Raw genomic sequence first — 18,375 nt, 5'->3', positions numbered from 1 at the left:
CGGCGGCACACCACGGCACAAGATCGCCTCATGAACACCGAACCCACCGCCGCCGGCACCGAGCCCGTCGACCTCGACCAGGCCTTCGCCTCCTTCGACGCCCTGTGGAGCCCCCGCATCGTCACCTCCGTCAACGACTACGACGTACGCATCGCCAAGGTCGAGGGCGAACACGTCTGGCACGTCCACGACGACACCGACGAGTTCTTCCTGGTGCTCGACGGCGAGCTCCACATCGACCTGCGTGAACCGGCGGGGGAGCGCAGGGTCACGCTCCGGCGGGGCTCCGTGTACACGGTTCCGCGCGGCACCGAACACCGCCCGTACGCCCCCCGGGGCGCCCGCATCCTCCTCTTCGAACCGACCGGCACCCTGACGGTCGGCGACCGCCACGACGAGGTCCCGGACCACGTCGACGCGACGACGGGCCACGCACTGACCGGCTGAGCCGCTCCGTAAGAGAGCCGTCAAGACGGCGGAACGCGCCGTATGGAGGGTGTCAACGAAGGTCGTGGGCGGCGGAAAGGGCGGTTACCTCTAACCGTCCGAGCAAGCACTGCACCGTCCACGTCCTTCAGGAGCTCACGATGGCCGACCTGGCCTTCGTCGTCACCACGATCGCGGTCTTCGCGCTGGTGGCCCTCGTCGCCAAGGGGGTGACCAGGCTGTGACCGCCGAGAACATCGTCGGCCTCGTCGTGGCCGTCGCTCTCCTGGGCTATCTCGTCCTCGCCCTCGTCTTTCCGGAGAGGTTCTGAGTACGGATATGAGCCCCGCCCTTGCCGGTGTGCTCCAGCTGCTCGCCCTGATCGCGGCGCTCGCGCTGGCACACCGCCCGCTCGGTGACCACATGGCCCGCGTCTACGGCTCGACGAAGCACCTTCGCGTCGAGAAGTGGATCTACAAGGCCATCGGTGCCGATCCCGACACGGAGATGCGCTGGCCCGCCTATCTGCGCTCCGTCCTCGCCTTCTCCGCGGCCGGCGTCCTCTTCCTCTACCTGTTGCAGCGGCTCCAGGGCTCGCTGCCCGGCTCGCTCGGCTTCCGCTCGATCGACCCGGACCAGGCGTTCAACACCGCGGCGTCGTTCGTCGCGAACACCAACTGGCAGTCGTACTCCGGCGAACAGGCCATGGGCCACGTCGTGCAGACCGGCGGCCTCGCCGTGCAGAACTTCGTCTCCGCGGCCGTGGGCATCGCCGTCGCGATCGCCCTGGTACGCGGCTTCGCCGGCTCCCGCACCGGTGAGCTCGGCAACTTCTGGGCCGACCTGGTGCGCGGCACCGTCCGCGTCCTGCTGCCCATCTCCGTCATCGGGGCGCTCGTCCTGGTCGCCTGCGGAGCCCTCCAGAACTTCTCCGGCATCCACGAGGTCGGCCGGTTCCTCGGCGGCAAGCAGGAGTGGAACGGCGGCGCCGTCGCCTCCCAGGAGGTCATCAAGGAGCTGGGCACGAACGGCGGCGGTTACTTCAACGCCAACTCCGCGCACCCCTTCGAGAACCCGAACCCGATCTCCAACCTCTTCGAGATCTTCCTGATCCTGCTCATCCCGTTCGCGCTGACGCGGACCTTCGGCAGGATGGTCGGCTCGCTCAGGCAGGGCTACGCGGTCCTCGCCACGATGGCCACGATCTGGATCGGCTTCACCGCGCTGATGATGTGGACCGAGTTCCACCACGGCGCCCCGGCCTACGACCTGGCCGGCGGGGCGATGGAGGGCAAGGAGACCCGGTTCGGGGTCGGCGGTTCGTCGATCTTCGCGGTGGCCACCACCCTCACCTCCACCGGCGCCGTGAACTCCTTCCACTCCTCCTTCACCGGCTTCGGCGGCGGCATCCAGATGCTCGGCATGCAGCTCGGCGAGATCGCGCCGGGCGGCACCGGCTCGGGCCTGTACGGCATGCTCATCATGGCGATGATCGCCGTGTTCATCGCGGGACTCATGGTCGGCCGCACCCCCGAGTACCTGGGCAAGAAGATCGGCACCCGCGAGATCAAACTCGCGGCCTGCTACATCCTCGTCACCCCGGCCCTCGTCCTCGGGTTCACGGCCGTCGCGATGGCCCTGCCCACCCCGGCCGACTCGATGACGAACTCCGGCGCGCACGGCTTCTCCGAGATCCTGTACGCCTACACGTCCGGGGCCAACAACAACGGCTCCGCCTTCGCGGGCCTCGGCGCCGACACGCAGTGGTTCAACACCACCATCGGCCTCGCGATGCTGCTCGGCCGCTTCCTGCCGATGGTCTTCGTCCTCGCGCTCGCGGGGTCGCTCGCCCAGCAGCAGCCGGTCCCCGCCACCGCGGGCACCCTGCGCACCGAGAAGCCGCTCTTCACCGGCCTGCTGGTCGGCACCATCATGATCATCACCGGTCTCACCTATTTCCCCGCGCTCGCGCTGGGACCGCTTGCCGAGGGGCTGGCGTCATGAGCACTCACACCACACAGCACGACAGGGCGTCCGCCGACACCGGCAAGGTCGGCGCGGGCCTCTTCGACCCCGCCCAGCTGCTCAGGTCGCTGCCGGACGCCTTCCGCAAACTCGACCCGCGCACCATGGTCAAGTCACCCGTCATGTTCGTGGTCCTGATCGGCTCGGTGGTCACCACCGTGCTGGCGGTCAAGGACCCGGGGGACTGGTTCGGCTGGGCGATCACCGCTTGGCTCTGGCTGACCACGGTCTTCGCCAACCTCGCGGAGGCCGTCGCCGAGGGCCGCGGCAAGGCCCAGGCCGACACCCTGCGCAAGGCCAAGACGGACACCGTGGCGCGCCGCCTGACCGGGGACGCCGAGGAGTCCGTGCCCGGCACCGACCTGCGCGTCGGCGACCTCGTCGTCTGCGAGGCGGGCGACATCATCCCCGGCGACGGTGACGTCGTCGAGGGCGTGGCCTCCGTCGACGAGTCCGCGATCACCGGTGAGTCGGCCCCCGTCATCCGCGAGTCCGGCGGCGACCGGTCCGCCGTCACGGGCGGCACGAAGGTCCTCTCCGACCGCATCGTCATCAAGATCACGACGAAGCCCGGCGAGACGTTCATCGACCGCATGATCAACCTGGTCGAGGGCGCGGCCCGCCAGAAGACGCCCAACGAGATCGCCCTGAACATCCTCCTGGCCTCCCTCACCATCGTCTTCCTGCTGGCCGTCGTCTCCCTCAAGCCCTTCGCGATCTACGCGGGCGCCGACGACCAGACCTCGATGATCGTCCTGACGGCGCTCCTCGTCTGCCTCATACCGACGACCATCGGCGCGCTGCTCTCCGCGATCGGCATCGCGGGCATGGACCGCCTGGTGCAGCGCAACGTCCTCGCCATGTCGGGCCGGGCCGTCGAGGCGGCGGGCGACGTGTCGACCCTGCTGCTCGACAAGACCGGCACCATCACCCTCGGCAACCGCCGGGCCGCCGAGTTCGTGCCGGTGCGCGGCACCACCGAGGCGGAGGTCGCCGACGCGGCCCAGCTCTCCTCACTGGCCGACGAGACGCCCGAGGGCCGCTCCGTCGTCGTACTCGCCAAGGAGAAGTACGGCCTGCGCGAACGCCACCAGGGCGAGCTGACCGGCGCCGAGTGGGTGCCGTTCACCGCGCAGACCCGCATGTCGGGCGTGGACGTCGAAGGGCGCAAGGTCCGCAAGGGCGCGACCGGTTCGGTCATCGCCTGGGTCGAGGAACGTGGTGGCAAGGTGGCCGAGGATGCGCAGGAGCTCAACGACCGCATTTCACAGGCTGGTGGCACGCCGCTGCTGGTGGCTCTGGAAGACGCTGACGGCGCCCGGGTCCTCGGGGTGATCCACCTCAAGGACGTCGTCAAGGAAGGCATGCGTGAGCGCTTCGACGAACTGCGCCGCATGGGCATCAAGACCGTCATGATCACCGGCGACAACCCGCTCACCGCCAAGGCCATCGCGGACGAGGCCGGCGTGGACGACTTCCTCGCCGAGGCCACGCCCGAGGACAAGATGGCGCTGATCAAGCGCGAGCAGGCAGGCGGCAAGCTGGTCGCCATGACGGGCGACGGCACCAACGACGCCCCGGCCCTCGCCCAGGCCGACGTCGGCGTCGCCATGAACACCGGCACCTCCGCCGCCAAGGAGGCCGGGAACATGGTGGACCTGGACTCCGACCCGACGAAGCTCATCGAGATCGTCGAGATCGGCAAGCAACTCCTCATCACCCGGGGCGCCCTGACGACCTTCTCCATCGCCAACGACGTCGCGAAGTACTTCGCCATCATCCCGGCCATGTTCGCGGTGGCGTATCCGAGCCTCGACAAGCTCAACATCATGAACCTGTCGTCGCCGGAGTCCGCGATCCTCTCCGCGGTCGTCTTCAACGCGCTGGTCATCGTCGCCCTCGTGCCGCTGGCCCTGAAGGGCGTGCGGTACCGGCCGATGAGCGCGGACCGCATGCTCCGGCGCAACCTCGGCGTCTACGGCCTGGGCGGGCTCGTCGCCCCGTTCATCGGCATCAAGATCATCGACGTACTCATCTCCCTCATCCCCGGCATTGGGTGACTCGGCCATGAACAACTCCGTAGGAAACACCGCCCGGCTGCTCGGTGCGGGACTGCGCGCCCTGCTCGTCCTCACCGTGCTCTGCGGCGTCCTCTACCCGCTCGCGGTGACCGGCCTCGCCCAGGCCCTCTTCCACGACAAGGCCAACGGCTCCGAGGTCAGGGCGGACGGCGAGGTCGTCGGCTCCGAACTCATCGGCCAGCGCTACGACCTGCCGCTGAAGAAGGGCCAGGAGACGGCCGGACCCGACCTCAGGTGGTTCCAGCCCCGCCCCTCCAACGGCCTCGGCGAGAACACCGTCAACACCCAGTACAAGCTGCTCCTGTCCGGCGCCACCAACCTCTCCGGGGACAACAAGGAACTCATCCGGCAGGTGAAGGACGCCAAGGCGGCCGTCATCAAGGACAACTCCACCGCGGACCACCGGGTCGAGCCCTCCGACGTACCCGCCGACGCGGTCACCTCCTCCGGCTCCGGCCTCGACCCGCACATCTCCCCGGCCTACGCCGACCTCCAGGTCCACCGCGTGGCCGAGCGGAACCACCTGGCCGTGCGGCAGGTCCAGAAGCTGGTCGACGCCCACACCGACGGGCGGACCCTCGGCTTCATCGGCGAACCGCGCGTCAACGTCCTGCGCCTCAACATCGCCCTGAAGGACCTGGCCGGCACGGACTGAGAGGCGCCGGGCGGCCCCGCGGTCAGGGGGCGGGGTCCGAGTCCCGCACGTCCGGGTCGCGCAGTACCGTTCGGATGAATTCCTCGGCCCCCGAGATCTGCTGTGCGTCGATCTCCACCTCCTTGCCGTCGGGGTGCCGGACGACGATGGAGAGGTCCGCGCGGCGCTGCTTGATCCAGAGCTGCGCGGACGCGACGAGCGCGGCGACCGTACCGCTGCTGACCGCGGTGAGGACGAGCTCCGCCACGGCGCCCATCTGCCCCGGTCCGGGGGCCGTGCTCCGCAGCCGGACGCGGCCCCGCAGCTCGTCCTCCCGCTGCAACCACGCGTGCAGGTCCCGGACCAGCGTCGCATCGGACCCCTCGGGCCCGCCTGTCACCTGAATCTGTACCGACATCACCGCATCACCGCATCACCGAGATCCGTTGCCGCGCCCGCGCCCGCGCACGGACGTCTCGTCATACTGTGCCCCACGACAACTCGGTCCGGCCGTACGCCAATTGGCCCGACCCGACTGGCGAAGGGGTGATGCAGTGCGTACAGCGGTGGCCGCGTTCGACGTGGGGGGCACCCACACCCGGCTGCGCGGCGGACGGGCCGACGATCCGGCGCCCGTGGAACTGAAGGTCCGCACCGCCGACCACTTCTCGCTGGAGGAACTGCTCGTCGCCTGTCTGCGCCGTGCGGAGCTGCGGCCGGCGCACATGGTGCTCGCGGTCGCGGGCCGCGTCCCGGCGCACGGCACCGTGCGGCTGACGAACCTCCCTGCCTGGCCGCCGTTCGACAGCGCGGGCTTCGCCGAGCGGCACGGCGTCCGGCTCCGCGTCGTGAACGACATGACGGCCACCGCGCACGGCATGGCGGACCTCGGCCCCGACGAGATGCGACCGCTTACCGTCCACGAACCGGCCGCCGGTGGGGGCGAACTCCTCGCCGTCTCCGTGGGCAGCGGCGTCGGCAGCGCCCTCCTGGACGCGCACGGCGTGGTGCACACCTCCGAGTCGGGGCACGTCACCTGGCAGCCGGAGAACGACTTCGAGGCCGGATACCTCGCCCACCTCAGGACGGAGTTCGCCGGGGCCGTCACGGTCGAGGAGTCCATCGGCGGACTCCGCGGCTTCGACCGGATGTACGACTACGTGCGCCGCGGCACGCCGCCCGCCCCCGCGCTCCACGAGCAGGTGACCCGGGCGCGCGGGACCGGGGCCGCCGTCGCGCCCGTCATCACCTCCGCGGCGCTCGCCGGCGACCCCTGCGGCGTCGAGGTCGTCCGGCTGTTCGCCGCACTCTTCGGCCAGTATCTGCGCGGCGTGGCCCTGGTGTGCCTGCCCGCCGGGGGCGTCATCACCCTGACGAGCGGGGTACTGCAAGCCCCCGGGGTGGCCGAACTCCTCTGTACGGAGACGGAGTTCCTGCACCGCTTCGTCAGCCCGGGCGCCTGCCACCACGACCTGCTCGCGGAGATCCCGGTCCGGCTCGCCCTCGACCCGCTGGTGGGCGTGCGGGGCGCCCACCGCATGGCGGTCCGGGACGCCGGGGCAGGCCCCGCGTCCACCGCCTGACGGGCGGAGCCGACCCGTCACGGGAGAGGCGCGCACCAGCCGTCGCCCCCCGGCAGGTCGGCCGACTTCCGCGGCCCCCACGAACCCCGCGGATACTCCAGCGGCGCCTCCCGCACATCCAGCGCGGGCGCCACGACACGCCACGACTCCTCCACGGTGCGCATCGACACGAACCGTCCCGTCCGGCCCCGGAGGGCGTCCGACAGCAGATGCGTGTACGCCTCCCACGCGCCCCCGGAGGTGTCCGCGGCCGGCACGTCCGCCAGGTCGAGGCGGAGGTCGACCGGCACCGGACCGGGATCCGCCCCCGGCCCACGGGCGTTGAGCGTCAGCACGGCGCCGCCGTCACCGCCGATCCGGAAGCGGACCCGGGCCGGCCCCGGCTGTCGCCGGGCGAACCAGAGCCGGTGCTCGGTGGGCACGAAGTCGACCACCACCTCGATCGCCGTGGCGGCCAGACCCTTGCCGGAGCGCAGCAGGAACGGAACCCCGCGCCACCGCTCGGCGTCGAGGTCGAGCCGCAGCGCCGCGAAGGTCTCCACCGTCGAATCGGCGGCCACCCCCGCCTCCGCCCGGTACCCCGCGTACTGCCCGCGGACGAGGTGCCCGGGAGCCACCGGGCGCACCCCGGCGAGCGCGTCCGCGATCCGCTCGCGGAAGGCCTCCGCGGTGCCGTCGGCCGGGCGCTCCATCGCCACGGTTCCGACGAGCTGCATCAGATGGCTCTGCACCACGTCACGGACCGCCCCTATCCCCTCGTACAGCGCCCCCCGGCCGTCGACACCCCTGACCTCGCAGTGCGTGATCTGCACCCGGGAAATGGTTCTCCGGTCCCAGGCCGACTCCAGAAAGGGATTGCAGAAACGGAAAGCCAGAAGATTCTCGACGGCCTCCTTCCCGAGATAGTGATCGATTCTCAGGACCGAGTCGGCGGAGAAGACCTTGAGCAAGGAGGCGTTGAGCCGCCGGGCCGAATCCAGATCATTGCCGAAAGGCTTCTCCACGAGCACGGCGCCCGGCGGCAGGCGTACGGCCCCCATTGCCGAGATCGTCGCGGTGGCCCGCGGCGGCGGAACACCCAGGAAGTACACGGGACGGACCGCGGCGCCCAGCGCCCCGGCCACCTCCGCCAGCGTGCCGCGCCGCGTCGTGTCCCCCTCGACGAAGCACGTCCCCGCCAACAGCCGCCGCACCACCGCGCCGTCCGCCGGGCCGCACATGTCGTGCACGGCCGCGGCCACGAACTTCTCGAAACCGGCCCGGCCGAACCCGGGCAGTCCGACAGCGACGACCGGGGGCACGCACCGCTCCGACAGCGACAGGCGGTAGAGCGCGGGCCACAATTTCCGGCGCGCCAGATCTCCGGTCGCACCGAAAAGGACCAGGGCGTCTGCTGATGCGTTCGTCACGCACCCTCCTCAAGGAGAACCGGACGCCGCGAGAATACCCGGGCCTCATGCCCGGGACACGTCCCGCAACAATGTGCAAGACGTATAATCCGCCCAACTCGCCTTGACCCCACGGGGGTGGATCCGTGTCAGCAGGGGAGATCCGAGCACCGGCCGCCGGGGTGCCCACGCGCGACGCGCCCACGACCGGTTCGCAGACCAGCTGGGAGGGGCTGCGCAGGCTGCTCGACGAACGGGCCGACCGGCTGCGCGGCCGGGAGCGCCCGCAGGCCGGGGACCGCCTCCGCACCGCGGCCGGGTCGGTCGACGAGCTGTCCCGGGCCGTCACGGACGACCCGGAGTTCGGCCGCAGGATCATCGAGCGCCTGCTGCGGTTCCAGTCGCCCGAAGCACGGACGGCGGACCGGCCGCCGCTCCCCGTGCCCCACCAACTCCCGCTGGACCGGCCGGGGTTCGTCGGACGCGAGAGCGAGCTCGCCGAGCTCGACCAGCTCATCGGGGAGCCGCGGCGACAGGGCCCGGACACCGCGGTGATCTCCTCCGTCGGGGGAGCCCCCGGGGTCGGGAAGACCGCGCTGATGGTGCACTGGGCGCACCGTTCCCGCGACGCTTTCCCCGACGGCCAGCTGTACGTCAACCTCCGCGGCCACGGCCCGGGAAACCCGCTCGCACCCGCGGAGGTCCTCGCCGACTTCCTGCACGCCCTCGATGTGCCGTCCTCCAAGGTGCCGCAGGAACTCGAACCGCGCGCGGCCCTGTTCCGGACCCTGCTGCACGAGCGGAAGATGCTGGTCCTCCTCGACAACGCCCGCAACTCCGCACAGGTGCTCCCCCTGCTGCCGGGCAGCTCCACCTGCGTGGTGATCGTGACCAGCCGCAACCGCCTCCAGGGCCTGGTCGGGAGCTACGGCGCACGCAGCATCCGCCTCGACACCCTCAGCGAGCGCGAGTCCGTCGAGCTCCTGACGGGCATCGTCGGCGGCGACCGCGTACTCCAGGAACGCGGCGCGGTCGAGGAACTCGCCGCCGGCTGCGGCCATCTGCCGCTGGCCCTCAGCATCGTCGGCGAACGCGTCGCGGCGTATCCGCAGTGGCCCATCGCCGACCTCCTGGAAGGCCTCGGGGACGAACGCCACCGGCTCGACACCTTCGCCGCGGCCGTCGAGGACACCGGCGACGAGCAGCGCGAGGTGCGCGTCGCCTTCTCCTGGTCGTACCGCGCGCTGGGCGCCGGCAGCGCGCGCTGCTTCCGCATCCTCGGGCTGCACCCCACCGGCGAGTTCAGCCTGCTCGCCGCGGCCGCCGCGACCGGCGACTCCAGGATGCGCACCAACCTGTACCTGCGCGGCCTGATCGACTGCCACCTGCTCGAACAGGTCGCGCCCGACCGGTTCCGCTTCCACGACCTCATCCACGACTACGCCGCCGAGCGGGCGTACGAGGAGGAGTCCGCGCAGTCCCGACGGGACTCCGTCAGACGCTGCCTGCTCTGGTACCTGCACACGGCGGACGCGGCGAACAGGCAGCTCATGCCCCACCGGCGCAGGATCGAACTAGACGAACGGCCCGACCGGTGCGAGCCACTCCGCTTCGCCGACGGCGCACAGGCGCTGGCCTGGTGCGACACCGAGCGGACCCATCTGATCGCGCTGATCCGGCAGGCGATCCAGTACGAGCAGGACGCGATCGCCTGGCAGCTGCCCGTCGTCCTGTGGAGCTTCTTCAACGTCCGCAAGCTCCTGAGCGACTGGATCGTCACCCACGAACTGGGCCTGCGCGGGGCGCGGCGCTCCGGCTGCCCCAGGGGAGAGGCCTGGACGCTGAACAGCCTCGGCAACGCCTACCGCGGCACACAGGAGTTCGAGAAGGCCGTCGAGGTCTGGGAAGAGGCTCTGGCCATCCGCCGGCAGATCGGCGACAAGTACGGCGAAGGCACTTCCCTCAACAACCTCGCGGGCGCCCTGCGGCGGATGAACCGCATCGAGGACTCCATCCGCTGCTCCACCAAGGCACTCGCCATCCACCGGGAGATCAAGGACCGCTGGAACGAGGGCATCGACCTCAACAGCCTCGGCACCGCCCACCGCGACCTCGGCCGCATCGACGAGGCGATCAGCTGCTGGCTCCGCGCCCTCGGCATCCAGCGCGAGATCAAGGACCTCTTCGGCCAGGGCACCTCGCTCAACCACCTCGGCGAGGCCTACCGGAGCGCCGGACGCGACGAGGAGGCCGTGGCGGCCTTCGACGAGGCGCTGCGCATCAGACGGTCCTTCGGCGACGAGCCGGGAGCCGCGACGACCGCGCTCAACCTGGGCGCGACGACGGCCGCGATGGGACGGCTCAAGGAAGCCGCCGTCTACTACACCCTCGCCCTGGAGGACCTGGAGCGGCTCGGCGACCCGCGCACGGACGCGGTGCACGAAGCCCTCCGCGAACTGGTCGGCCGTACGACGACATAGCCGCGCGCCCCCCTACGGCTCCCTCCCGTCGCGGACCGCCGCGAGATCCGCGAGCTGCGCCCGCAGCCAGCCCTCGGGCGAGGCCGCGAGGAGCGGCGCACGCATCCGGTGCGCCCGGCCGGCCCGCTCGTGCGGCGGCATCGCGAGCGCCCGGCCGAGCGCCGACGCGGTCTCGCGCACGTCGCGCGGGTCATGCACGACGACGGCGCCCGCGCGCAGCCGCTCGGCGCTGCCCGTCCGCGCCGACAGGACGACCGCGCCGTCCCGCCCGTTCACCAGCACCCCTTCCTGGGCGACCAGATTCATCCCGTCGTGCACCGAGTTGACGAGCAGGACGTCGTACTCCCGCAGCGCCGCCATGGCCCGCACCCGGTCCTCCTCCCAGTACACGGTCAGGACCCCGGGGTACTCCCGCTGGATGCCGGCGACGGCGTCCCGTACTCGGGCCGCGTACCACGCGTACTCCGGCACCCCGGCCCGCGAAGGCGTCAGACAGGCCACGAACCTGACCCGGTGCCGCAGCTCCGGACGGTCGGCCAGCAGCAGCGCGAAGGCCTCGAAGCCCCGCAGCACGTTCTTCGCCGGATCCAGCCGGTCCACCCGCACCAGGAGCCGCGCCCCCTCCCGCAGCCGGCGGAAGGTGCTCGACCACCGGTCGGCCTCCCCGGTGCCGAAGACGCCGGAGAGGTAATCCCGGTCGGGCGGGGCCGGATAGCGGCGGACCAGCGTCCGCCGGCAGCCGTGCCGGACGGCCCCGGCCCGGCGGTCGACCTCGTGGCCCGCCTCCTCGCTGAGCCGCAGGAAGGCGTCCGCCCAGCGTTCACTCTGGAAGCCGAGGACGTCCGCGGCGAGCATGCCGCGCAGCAGCAGCCCCCGGACCACCCGGGGCAGCACCGCGAGAGCGGCCGGGGCCGCGAACGCCGCGTGCATGAAGAAGCCCACCGTCTGCGTGGGCAGCCGGGCCCGCAGGAACCCGGGCGCGGTGCCGAACTGGTAGTCCTGGAAGCAGACGAGGGTACGGGGGTGGCAGCGGGCCGCGGCCGCGGCGGCGACGGCCCGGTTCACCTTCTGGTACGACCGCAGAGCCGCGCCGTCACGGAACACCTCGGACCCGGAGCCGGGCGGAAGGTCGCCCCAGAGGTCGTGCAGCGCGTACCAGAGCCCCCGCACGCCCGCGTCCTCGTAGTACCGCCGGTAGTCCGCGGCCCGGCACGGGACGGGCCGGAAGCCGTAACCGAGCCCCAGCCCGTCGAACCGGCCCTCCCGCACCGCCCGGCGGTCCTCCTCGCCCGTCGACGGAGCCAGCCAGCACACCTCCTCGCGCAATGCGCGCGCGGAGGTGTCGAGCAGCGACGTCACACTGCCCGGCCGCCGCTCCGGTACGGGACCCGACGGCGTGGACCGGAACGTCACAGGGCCCCGGTCGGAGACGAGGACGACATCGGCCGTACGCGTACGGGGCGCCCGCGCGGGCCCGTCGGCCACCGTCAGCCCTGGATTGCGTCGAACGACGGGTCCAGGATGTCCCGGGAGCGGCCCCGGCCCGTGCCCAGGGCGAGGGCCAGCGAGTGCACAAGACCCAGATGCACGGTCTCCACCACCCCGTACACCTCGCTGTCCACCAGCAGCGGCACGTCGACCAGCGCGGCGGCGCTCCCCCCGGACCCACCGAGCAGCCCGACCGTCCGCACACCGCGCGCCCGCGCCGCCTTCAGACCTTCGAGGATGTTCGGGGAGTCACCGCTGACGCTGATGGCCACCACCACGTCACCGGGCGTGAGCAGGCGCGCGAGCTGCTCGGAGAAGACCCGGTCGTATCCGATGTCGTTGGCCAGCGCGCTGAGCAGCGGTGTGTTGCCGGTGAGCGCGTTCGTCCGCAGACCCGCGGCCGGTGGGCCCGAGGTCATGGCGAGATCGCATGCCAGATGGCTCGCCGTGGCGGCGCTCCCGCCGTTGCCGATCGCGTAGAGACAGCTGCCGGTCGTCCTGACCGAGTCGAGCAGCCGGACGGCCGAGGCGAAGGCGTCCGGTGCCACGGCGAGGGCGGCGTCGGCCACCAGGTTCTGGAACGCCGTGCAGACGGCGGAAGCCTGGTGAGAGCCTCCCTCGCGCCCTAACTCGCCGGCGTTGTCCATCGTGTCCGTGCGTCCCATCGCAACCCCCACCCGTCGCGCCGACTTCGGATTGGCCAGCATGCCCGAAACCTCGGACAGCGGTAAGAGCGCCCCTCCTCAAATGAGTTGCCTCGCTACCATTTGGGCAGCGGTGCGGTGCGGCAAGAGGGGGACGACGTGCGGCTGGCCAGCGGCTCCGACTCGCATGCGGTCCTCATCGGCTGCGGCAGCTACGACGACACCGAGCTGCCCCCGCTCCCCGCGGTGCGCAACAACCTCGACGACCTGCGCACCCTGCTCACCGGCGCCGGAGGCTGCGCGCTGCCCGAGGCGCGCTGCACGGTGCTGCGCGACGTCAAGGAGCCCCAGCGGGTGGGGGAGGCGCTCAGCCGCGCGGCGAGCGCGGTGCAGGACATGTTCCTCGTCTACTTCGCGGGGCACGGCGCGCTGGACGACCGCGGCCTGCTCCACCTCCTGCTCACCGGCAGCGACACCAGGCTGCTCGGCTGGTCGAGCCTGCGCTTCGACCTGATCCGCGAGACCATGGCGTCCGCACCGGCCAGGAACCGCGTGCTGCTGCTCGACTGCTGCTTCTCGGGCCGGGCCATCGAGGCGATGGGGGACACCGCGTCGCTCTACTTCGGCCAGCTGGAGATCGCCGGCACGTTCGTCCTGGCCTCGGCCCCCGCGAACGCCCCGGCCCGCGCCCCCCTGGGCGACCGGCACACGCTGTTCACGGGGGAGCTGATCAAGTTCCTCCGCGACGGCTCCGCCGCGGAACGGGAACTGCTCACGCTGGAGGCCGTCTACCGGCACACCTCCCGGGTCCTCGCCGCGAAGGGGGAGCCGAGGCCCCAGCGGTGCGGCACGGGGACGAGCGACCAGCTGGCCCTGGCCGTGAACGCCGCGTTCCGCCCGCTGACCCCCGCCGAGGTGCCGGAGCGCCTGCGCCGGGCCGTCGCGTCGGGAGAGGCCGGCGACCCGGCCGGCGCGCTGACCGCCCTGCGGGGTCTCGCGCCCCAGTGCGACCACGTGCTCGGCGAACACCACGAGCTCACCCTCCTCGCGCACCGGGCCCTGGCGCACGCCGAGGGCGAGAACGGACACGCGGCCGAGGCCGCCCAGGGGTACGCGCGGCTCGCCGAGCGGCTGGCCGTCGAACGCGGGCCGACGCACCCCGACACGCTCCAGGCGCGGCACGAGCGGGCCCGGTGGTGCGGCATCGGCGGCGACGCGGCCGCCGCGGCCGACCTCTTCGCCGAGCTGTCCGTGGACGCCTCGGGGGCGCTGGGCCCCGGCGACGTGCGCGCACTGAGCTGCCGGTGGCAGCACGCCCACTGGCTCGGCGCGAGCGGCCACCCCGACCGTGCGGCGGCCGCCTTCGCCGAGCTCGCCGAGAGCTACGGCTCCGCGCTGGGCGAGCGGCACGCCGACACCCGGGCCGCCCGCCGCAACCACGCCCACTGGCGGGACTCCACGGGCGGGTCCTGACCGGCGGCCGACCGGATTGGGCCCACACGCGAAAGGCCCCAGTCTCACGACTGGGGCCTTGCTTGTGTCCGAGGGGGGACTTGAACCCCCACGCCCGATAAAGGGCACTAGCACCTCAAGCTAGCGCGTCTGCCATTCCGCCACCCGGACCGGGTGTTTGTCTCTGCGGGGTGTTTCCCGCGGCGACAGAGAGAACATTACCAGGCCTCCAGGGGTACTCGATCACCCCCCTGGTCCGCTGTGAACGGCGCGTGACGACACCCGCCCGCCCTTGGGCGCGGAGCCGCGGAGAGGGAGGATGAAGGGGACCACCAGCAGCGAATGCGGGAGGAGCCAGCGTGAGCGGGTCCAGCACGGGCAAGGCCGTCACCGGTGAGGACGAGGTCGTCGACCTCTGTCGCGAACTGATCCAGATCGATACGAGCAACTACGGCGACCACTCGGGCCCGGGGGAGCGCAAGGCCGCCGAGTACGTCGCGGAGAAGCTCGCCGAGGTCGGTCTCGAACCGAAGATCTTCGAGTCCCACCCCGGCAGGGCCTCCACGGTCGCGAGGATCGAGGGCGAGGACCCGTCGCGGCCCGCGCTCCTCATCCACGGCCACACGGACGTCGTGCCGGCCAACGCCGCCGACTGGACGCACAACCCCTTCTCCGGGGAGATCGCGGACGGCTGCGTGTGGGGCCGGGGCGCCGTCGACATGAAGGACATGGACGCGATGACCCTCGCGGTCGTACGGGACCGGATGCGCAGCGGCCGCAAGCCCCCGCGCGACATCGTCCTGGCGTTCCTCGCGGACGAGGAAGCGGGCGGCACGTACGGCGCGCGGTACCTCGTCGACAACCACCCTGACCTCTTCGAGGGGTGCACGGAGGCGATCAGCGAGGTCGGCGGCTTCTCCTTCACCGTCAACGAGAACCTGCGGCTCTACCTCGTCGAGACGGCCCAGAAGGGCATGCACTGGATGAAGCTGACCGTGGACGGCACCGCCGGACACGGCTCGATGATCCACAAGGACAACGCGATCACCGAGCTCTCCGAGGCGGTCGGGCGCCTCGGACGGCACAAGTTCCCGGTGCGGGTCACCAAGACGCTGCGGCACTTCCTCGACGAGCTCGGCGACGCCCTCGGCACCGAGCTCGACCCGGAGAACATGGACGAGACGCTCGCCAAGCTCGGCGGCATCGCCAAGCTCATCGGCGCCTCCCTCCAGAACACCGCCAACCCCACGCAGCTCGGCGCGGGCTACAAGGTGAACGTGATCCCGGGCCAGGCCACCGCGCACGTCGACGGCCGCTACCTGCCGGGGTACGAGGAGGAGTTCCTCGCCGACCTGGACCGGCTCCTCGGCCCGAACGTCCGGCGCGAGGACGTGCACGCCGACAAGGCCCTGGAGACCACCTTCGACGGCGCTCTCGTCGACGCCATGCAGACCGCCCTGCGGGCGGAGGACCCGATCGCCCGCGCCGTGCCGTACATGCTCTCGGCCGGCACGGACGCCAAGTCCTTCGACGACCTCGGCATCCGCGGCTTCGGCTTCGCCCCGCTGAAGCTGCCGCCGGAGCTGGACTTCGCGGGCATGTTCCACGGCGTCGACGAGCGGGTGCCGGTCGACGGCCTGAAGTTCGGTGTCCGGGTCCTGGACCGCTTCATCGAGGCTTCCTGACCGAAACGAAACACCAACAATCGTCAGCGCGTGCGTATTTGACTGAAAAGAGTGAATGAGACCATAGGCTCGTAGCCATGGAGATCCCTCCTCGTTACAGGTGATGCAGTCCGCGGCTGGGACTGCATTGCCAACTAGGAGGAATAATGCTCAAGAAGGTCGTCGCTGCTGTGGCTGCCACCGGTGGTCTCGTGCTCGCCGGTGCGGGTGTCGCCACCGCCGACGCCGGTGCCCAGGGCGCCGCTGTCAACTCCCCCGGCGTCGCGTCGGGCAACGTTGTCCAGGTGCCCGTGCACGTGCCGGTGAACGCCTGTGGCAACACCGTCTCCGTGATCGGGCTGCTGAACCCCACCTTCGGCAACTACTGCGTCAACAAGTGATGTTGCCGCGCCTCACCCGTTGAGGGTCTGAGCTCGTCGGCCCCGGAGCGCACGCCATGCGCTCCGGGGCCGACCGGTATTCCACGTCCGGGCCAGCAGGCTCGAACGTCATCCGGATGTACGGCAAAAGGCAGGGAACAGCTATGCGACAGGTCACGCGCAAAGGCCTGATCACCGTGGCGGCCGCGACCGGCGTGCTCGCCGCGACCGGCAACTACGCACACGCGGATTCAGGCGCGAACGGAAGCAGTTCGAACTCGCCCGGCGTGCTGGCGGGCAACACCGTCCAGCTCCCCGTCGACGTCCCGGTCAACGTGTGCGGAAACACCGTGAACGTGGTCGGCGTCCTCAACCCGGCGGCAGGGAACACCTGTGCCAACACCTCGGGCAAGGGCGGCGGTTCGCACAAGCCGTCCGGTGGCGGAGCCAAGGCCGACGGGCACGCCGGCGACTCGCCCGGTGTCGGCTCCGGCAACAACGTGCAGTTGCCGATCAACGCCCCGGTGAACGTCTGTGGCAACAGCGTCACCATCGGCGGCCTCGGCAACGCCGCCATGGGCAACGAATGCGACAACGACTCCGGTGACGCCGGGACTCCGCCGGGCGGCGGAAAGCCCCCGACCGACCCTGGACAGCCGGGCCAGCCCGAGCAGCCGGGCCAGCCTGGCGACCCGGGTAAGCCGGGCGATCCGGGTAAGCCAGGTGACCCGGGCAAGCCCGGCGACCCCGGTAAGCCCGGTGACCCGGGCAAGCCTGGCGACCCCGGTAAGCCCGGTGACCCGGGGCAGCCGGGTAAGCCCGGCGATCCCGGCACCCCCGGCACCCCCCAGTCGCCGCACGACCCGGGCGGCGACCACGCCATCCCGGGCAACCCGGGCGCGCAGCTCGTCACGCCGCCCGAGGGGACGTCGCAGCTCGCCTCGACCGGCAGTGAGCTGCCGCTCGGCCTCGCGCTGCCGCTCGGCGCGGGCGCGCTGCTCGCGGGCGCGGTGCTCTACCGGAGGGCACGGGCGGCCGCCTGAGCCACCCCCGTCCGAGCACAGTCCGAGCACGCCGAACGGAGCGGGCCCCACCGTCGTGGGGCCCGCTCCGTCTTTCCCGCGCCGCGGCCCGGTCTTCCCGGGCACGCGGCACTCACCAGGTGGCCCGCACCTGGCGGATGATCCGCCGCTTCAGCCGCACTCTGCGGCTGCCGTCGGGGTGCAGTCTCAGGCGGTCCAACTCCCAGTGTCCGTACTCTGCGTGGTCCGTCAGCAGGCGTGTGGCTTCCTTGCGGGTGACCCCGCGCGGTACATACACGTCGACAAATTCGTATTCCGGCATCGCATCTATTGTGCGGGCACGGGCCCGGTACGGATAGCGTCTGCACTATGTCTGATGCTGCGCAGCCCACCGCTGCCGAGGTACGTGCCGCCGCCGAGGCGGTCAAGACCGCGCTCGACCGCCACCTGGCCGCGGTCGAACGCAGGTCGGGCGAGGATGATCCGGCCGTCTACGAAGCGTTCAACGAACTCGCCGCGGCGGCGGAGGAGTACGACGAACTCCTCTACGACCGCTACGACGAGGTCACGCCCTTCGAGATTCCCGGCACGGAGGAGGCACTGCCGCCCTACCAGGGCCCGGAGGAGGCCAACGCGCTGAGCGTGCTGATCCGCCGTGACTACACCGTGGCGGAGCCGCAGCGCCTCATGGCGCAGGCCCAGCGGGTCGCCGACCTCGACGCGGGCGTCGCGGGGAGCAACGGCTCGGCCGACACCGTGCACAGCGCCCTGGGCGTCCTCTTCGGCGAGTTCGAACCGGACGAGATCTCCTCCCGGCACAAGGAGTTCGGCCTGGAGGAGGGCGACTCGACGCTCTGGGTCACCGCGGTGGACACCCCCGCCGAGCCGGGGGAGTGGCTCGACGCCCCCTTCGACCACGCCGACCCGCACCGGGTGGTGTGCCGCTTCGACGTCAGCGTGGTCTTCGACGACGAAGCGGACGACGACGGACTCGACGGCCTCGACGCGGACGTCGACATCGATCCCGACGTCCCGGTGCCGCTCGACGAGATCGACGACGCCGATGACGAAGACGACACCGACACCGACACAACAGCTGGTCGCTGAC

17 protein-coding genes and 1 tRNA gene are annotated in these 18,375 nt (G+C 71.5%); 12 read left to right on the top strand and 6 right to left on the bottom strand.

All coding sequences use genetic code 11. The features are described 5' to 3' along the window. Positions 1-30: 30 nt before the first annotated feature. From ACZ4Z4_RS16655 to ACZ4Z4_RS16635, 5 genes are all read left to right on the top strand, one after another. Positions 31-447 carry a cupin domain-containing protein gene (locus ACZ4Z4_RS16655; protein WP_468327420.1) on the top strand — a complete coding sequence of 139 codons (417 nt, stop codon included), beginning with the start codon at positions 31-33 and terminating at the stop codon, positions 445-447. A gap of 220 nt (positions 448-667) precedes the next feature. After that, the gene (kdpF, locus tag ACZ4Z4_RS16650) at positions 668-757 is read left to right on the top strand and encodes a K(+)-transporting ATPase subunit F (protein ID WP_033264828.1); all 90 of its coding nucleotides are present in this window, start codon (positions 668-670) and stop codon (positions 755-757) included. Between the two features lie 8 nt (positions 758-765). Then, the gene (kdpA, locus tag ACZ4Z4_RS16645) at positions 766-2,430 is read left to right on the top strand and encodes a potassium-transporting ATPase subunit KdpA (RefSeq protein ID WP_468327419.1); all 1,665 of its coding nucleotides are present in this window, start codon (positions 766-768) and stop codon (positions 2,428-2,430) included. Then, the gene (kdpB, locus tag ACZ4Z4_RS16640; protein ID WP_468327418.1) at positions 2,427-4,511 is read left to right on the top strand and encodes a potassium-transporting ATPase subunit KdpB; all 2,085 of its coding nucleotides are present in this window, start codon (positions 2,427-2,429) and stop codon (positions 4,509-4,511) included. The genes kdpA and kdpB overlap by 4 nt, the downstream gene beginning before the upstream one ends. Positions 4,512-4,518: 7 nt before the next feature. Continuing rightward, positions 4,519-5,187 (top strand): potassium-transporting ATPase subunit C, encoded by a 669-nt coding sequence (locus ACZ4Z4_RS16635; RefSeq protein ID WP_468327417.1) that lies wholly within the window; start codon positions 4,519-4,521, stop codon positions 5,185-5,187. A 22-nt stretch (positions 5,188-5,209) separates the two neighbouring features. On the opposite strand, the gene ACZ4Z4_RS16630 is transcribed toward ACZ4Z4_RS16635, so the two are convergent. After that, positions 5,210-5,584: an effector-associated constant component EACC1 gene (locus tag ACZ4Z4_RS16630; protein WP_468327416.1), complete on the bottom strand. Its 375-nt coding sequence runs from the start codon at positions 5,582-5,584 to the stop codon at positions 5,210-5,212. Positions 5,585-5,720: 136 nt separating this feature from the next. Here ACZ4Z4_RS16630 and ACZ4Z4_RS16625 point away from each other — a divergent pair, with 136 nt between their 5' ends. Continuing rightward, the gene (locus tag ACZ4Z4_RS16625; RefSeq protein ID WP_468327415.1) at positions 5,721-6,749 is read left to right on the top strand and encodes a glucokinase; all 1,029 of its coding nucleotides are present in this window, start codon (positions 5,721-5,723) and stop codon (positions 6,747-6,749) included. 17 nt (positions 6,750-6,766) lie between these two features. Here ACZ4Z4_RS16625 and ACZ4Z4_RS16620 read toward each other — a convergent pair whose 3' ends face one another. Next, on the bottom strand, positions 6,767-8,158 hold the full coding sequence (locus tag ACZ4Z4_RS16620) for a glucose-6-phosphate dehydrogenase (RefSeq protein WP_468327414.1): 1,392 nt from the start codon (positions 8,156-8,158) through the stop codon (positions 6,767-6,769). Between the two features lie 125 nt (positions 8,159-8,283). Here ACZ4Z4_RS16620 and ACZ4Z4_RS16615 point away from each other — a divergent pair, with 125 nt between their 5' ends. Further along, the gene (locus ACZ4Z4_RS16615; protein WP_468327413.1) at positions 8,284-10,617 is read left to right on the top strand and encodes an ATP-binding protein; all 2,334 of its coding nucleotides are present in this window, start codon (positions 8,284-8,286) and stop codon (positions 10,615-10,617) included. 12 nt (positions 10,618-10,629) lie between these two features. On the opposite strand, the gene ACZ4Z4_RS16610 is transcribed toward ACZ4Z4_RS16615, so the two are convergent. Both ACZ4Z4_RS16610 and ACZ4Z4_RS16605 read right to left on the bottom strand, forming a co-directional pair. Next, positions 10,630-12,102 carry a trehalose-6-phosphate synthase gene (locus ACZ4Z4_RS16610; RefSeq protein WP_468327412.1) on the bottom strand — a complete coding sequence of 491 codons (1,473 nt, stop codon included), beginning with the start codon at positions 12,100-12,102 and terminating at the stop codon, positions 10,630-10,632. Between the two features lie 2 nt (positions 12,103-12,104). Next, entirely contained in the window at positions 12,105-12,770 is a 666-nt protein-coding gene (locus tag ACZ4Z4_RS16605; protein WP_468327411.1) for an SIS domain-containing protein, read from the bottom strand. A 138-nt stretch (positions 12,771-12,908) separates the two neighbouring features. On the opposite strand from ACZ4Z4_RS16605, the gene ACZ4Z4_RS16600 reads away from it, so the two are divergent. Further along, positions 12,909-14,222: a caspase family protein gene (locus ACZ4Z4_RS16600; protein WP_468327410.1), complete on the top strand. Its 1,314-nt coding sequence runs from the start codon at positions 12,909-12,911 to the stop codon at positions 14,220-14,222. 65 nt (positions 14,223-14,287) lie between these two features. Here ACZ4Z4_RS16600 and ACZ4Z4_RS16595 read toward each other — a convergent pair. After that, positions 14,288-14,372: transfer RNA gene (locus ACZ4Z4_RS16595), tRNA-Leu, on the bottom strand. A 188-nt stretch (positions 14,373-14,560) separates the two neighbouring features. On the opposite strand from ACZ4Z4_RS16595, the gene ACZ4Z4_RS16590 reads away from it, so the two are divergent. The 3 genes from ACZ4Z4_RS16590 to ACZ4Z4_RS16580 all read left to right on the top strand — a co-directional run bounded on the left by ACZ4Z4_RS16590 (position 14,561) and on the right by ACZ4Z4_RS16580 (position 17,288). Next, positions 14,561-15,886 (top strand): M20/M25/M40 family metallo-hydrolase, encoded by a 1,326-nt coding sequence (locus ACZ4Z4_RS16590; protein WP_468327409.1) that lies wholly within the window; start codon positions 14,561-14,563, stop codon positions 15,884-15,886. Between the two features lie 146 nt (positions 15,887-16,032). Further along, positions 16,033-16,266, top strand: coding sequence for a chaplin ChpH (chpH, locus tag ACZ4Z4_RS16585; protein ID WP_468327408.1), 234 nt, complete (start codon positions 16,033-16,035; stop codon positions 16,264-16,266). 143 nt (positions 16,267-16,409) lie between these two features. Beyond that, the gene (locus tag ACZ4Z4_RS16580; protein ID WP_468327407.1) at positions 16,410-17,288 is read left to right on the top strand and encodes a chaplin family protein; all 879 of its coding nucleotides are present in this window, start codon (positions 16,410-16,412) and stop codon (positions 17,286-17,288) included. Between the two features lie 112 nt (positions 17,289-17,400). Here ACZ4Z4_RS16580 and ACZ4Z4_RS16575 read toward each other — a convergent pair whose 3' ends face one another. Next, a complete protein-coding gene (locus ACZ4Z4_RS16575; RefSeq protein WP_355810220.1) occupies positions 17,401-17,589 on the bottom strand; it encodes a DUF5703 family protein in 189 nt (62 codons plus the stop codon). A gap of 47 nt (positions 17,590-17,636) precedes the next feature. Between ACZ4Z4_RS16575 and ACZ4Z4_RS16570 the strand changes: the two genes are divergently transcribed. After that, a complete protein-coding gene (locus ACZ4Z4_RS16570) occupies positions 17,637-18,374 on the top strand; it encodes a hypothetical protein (protein WP_468327406.1) in 738 nt (245 codons plus the stop codon). The last annotated feature ends 1 nt before the right edge of the window (position 18,375 follow it).

The organism is Streptomyces sp. NPDC030245, from assembly GCF_055572995.1.
The sequence above is the reverse complement of the archived record's forward strand: the minus strand, read 5'-3'. Positions and strand labels throughout refer to the sequence as shown.

What these genes read in the sequence shown, in the direction of transcription:
- ACZ4Z4_RS16655 (WP_468327420.1), top strand. Translation starts at nt 31, where the DNA reads ATGAACACCGAACCCACCGCCGCCGGCACCGAGCCCGTCGACCTCGAC.
- kdpA (WP_468327419.1), top strand. Translation starts at nt 766, where the DNA reads ATGAGCCCCGCCCTTGCCGGTGTGCTCCAGCTGCTCGCCCTGATCGCG.
- kdpB (WP_468327418.1), top strand. Translation starts at nt 2,427, where the DNA reads ATGAGCACTCACACCACACAGCACGACAGGGCGTCCGCCGACACCGGC.
- ACZ4Z4_RS16635 (WP_468327417.1), top strand. Translation starts at nt 4,519, where the DNA reads ATGAACAACTCCGTAGGAAACACCGCCCGGCTGCTCGGTGCGGGACTG.
- ACZ4Z4_RS16630 (WP_468327416.1), bottom strand. Translation starts at nt 5,584, where the DNA reads ATGTCGGTACAGATTCAGGTGACAGGCGGGCCCGAGGGGTCCGATGCG.
- ACZ4Z4_RS16605 (WP_468327411.1), bottom strand. Translation starts at nt 12,770, where the DNA reads ATGGGACGCACGGACACGATGGACAACGCCGGCGAGTTAGGGCGCGAG.
- chpH (WP_468327408.1), top strand. Translation starts at nt 16,033, where the DNA reads ATGCTCAAGAAGGTCGTCGCTGCTGTGGCTGCCACCGGTGGTCTCGTG.
- ACZ4Z4_RS16580 (WP_468327407.1), top strand. Translation starts at nt 16,410, where the DNA reads ATGCGACAGGTCACGCGCAAAGGCCTGATCACCGTGGCGGCCGCGACC.
- ACZ4Z4_RS16575 (WP_355810220.1), bottom strand. Translation starts at nt 17,589, where the DNA reads ATGCCGGAATACGAATTTGTCGACGTGTATGTACCGCGCGGGGTCACC.
- ACZ4Z4_RS16570 (WP_468327406.1), top strand. Translation starts at nt 17,637, where the DNA reads ATGTCTGATGCTGCGCAGCCCACCGCTGCCGAGGTACGTGCCGCCGCC.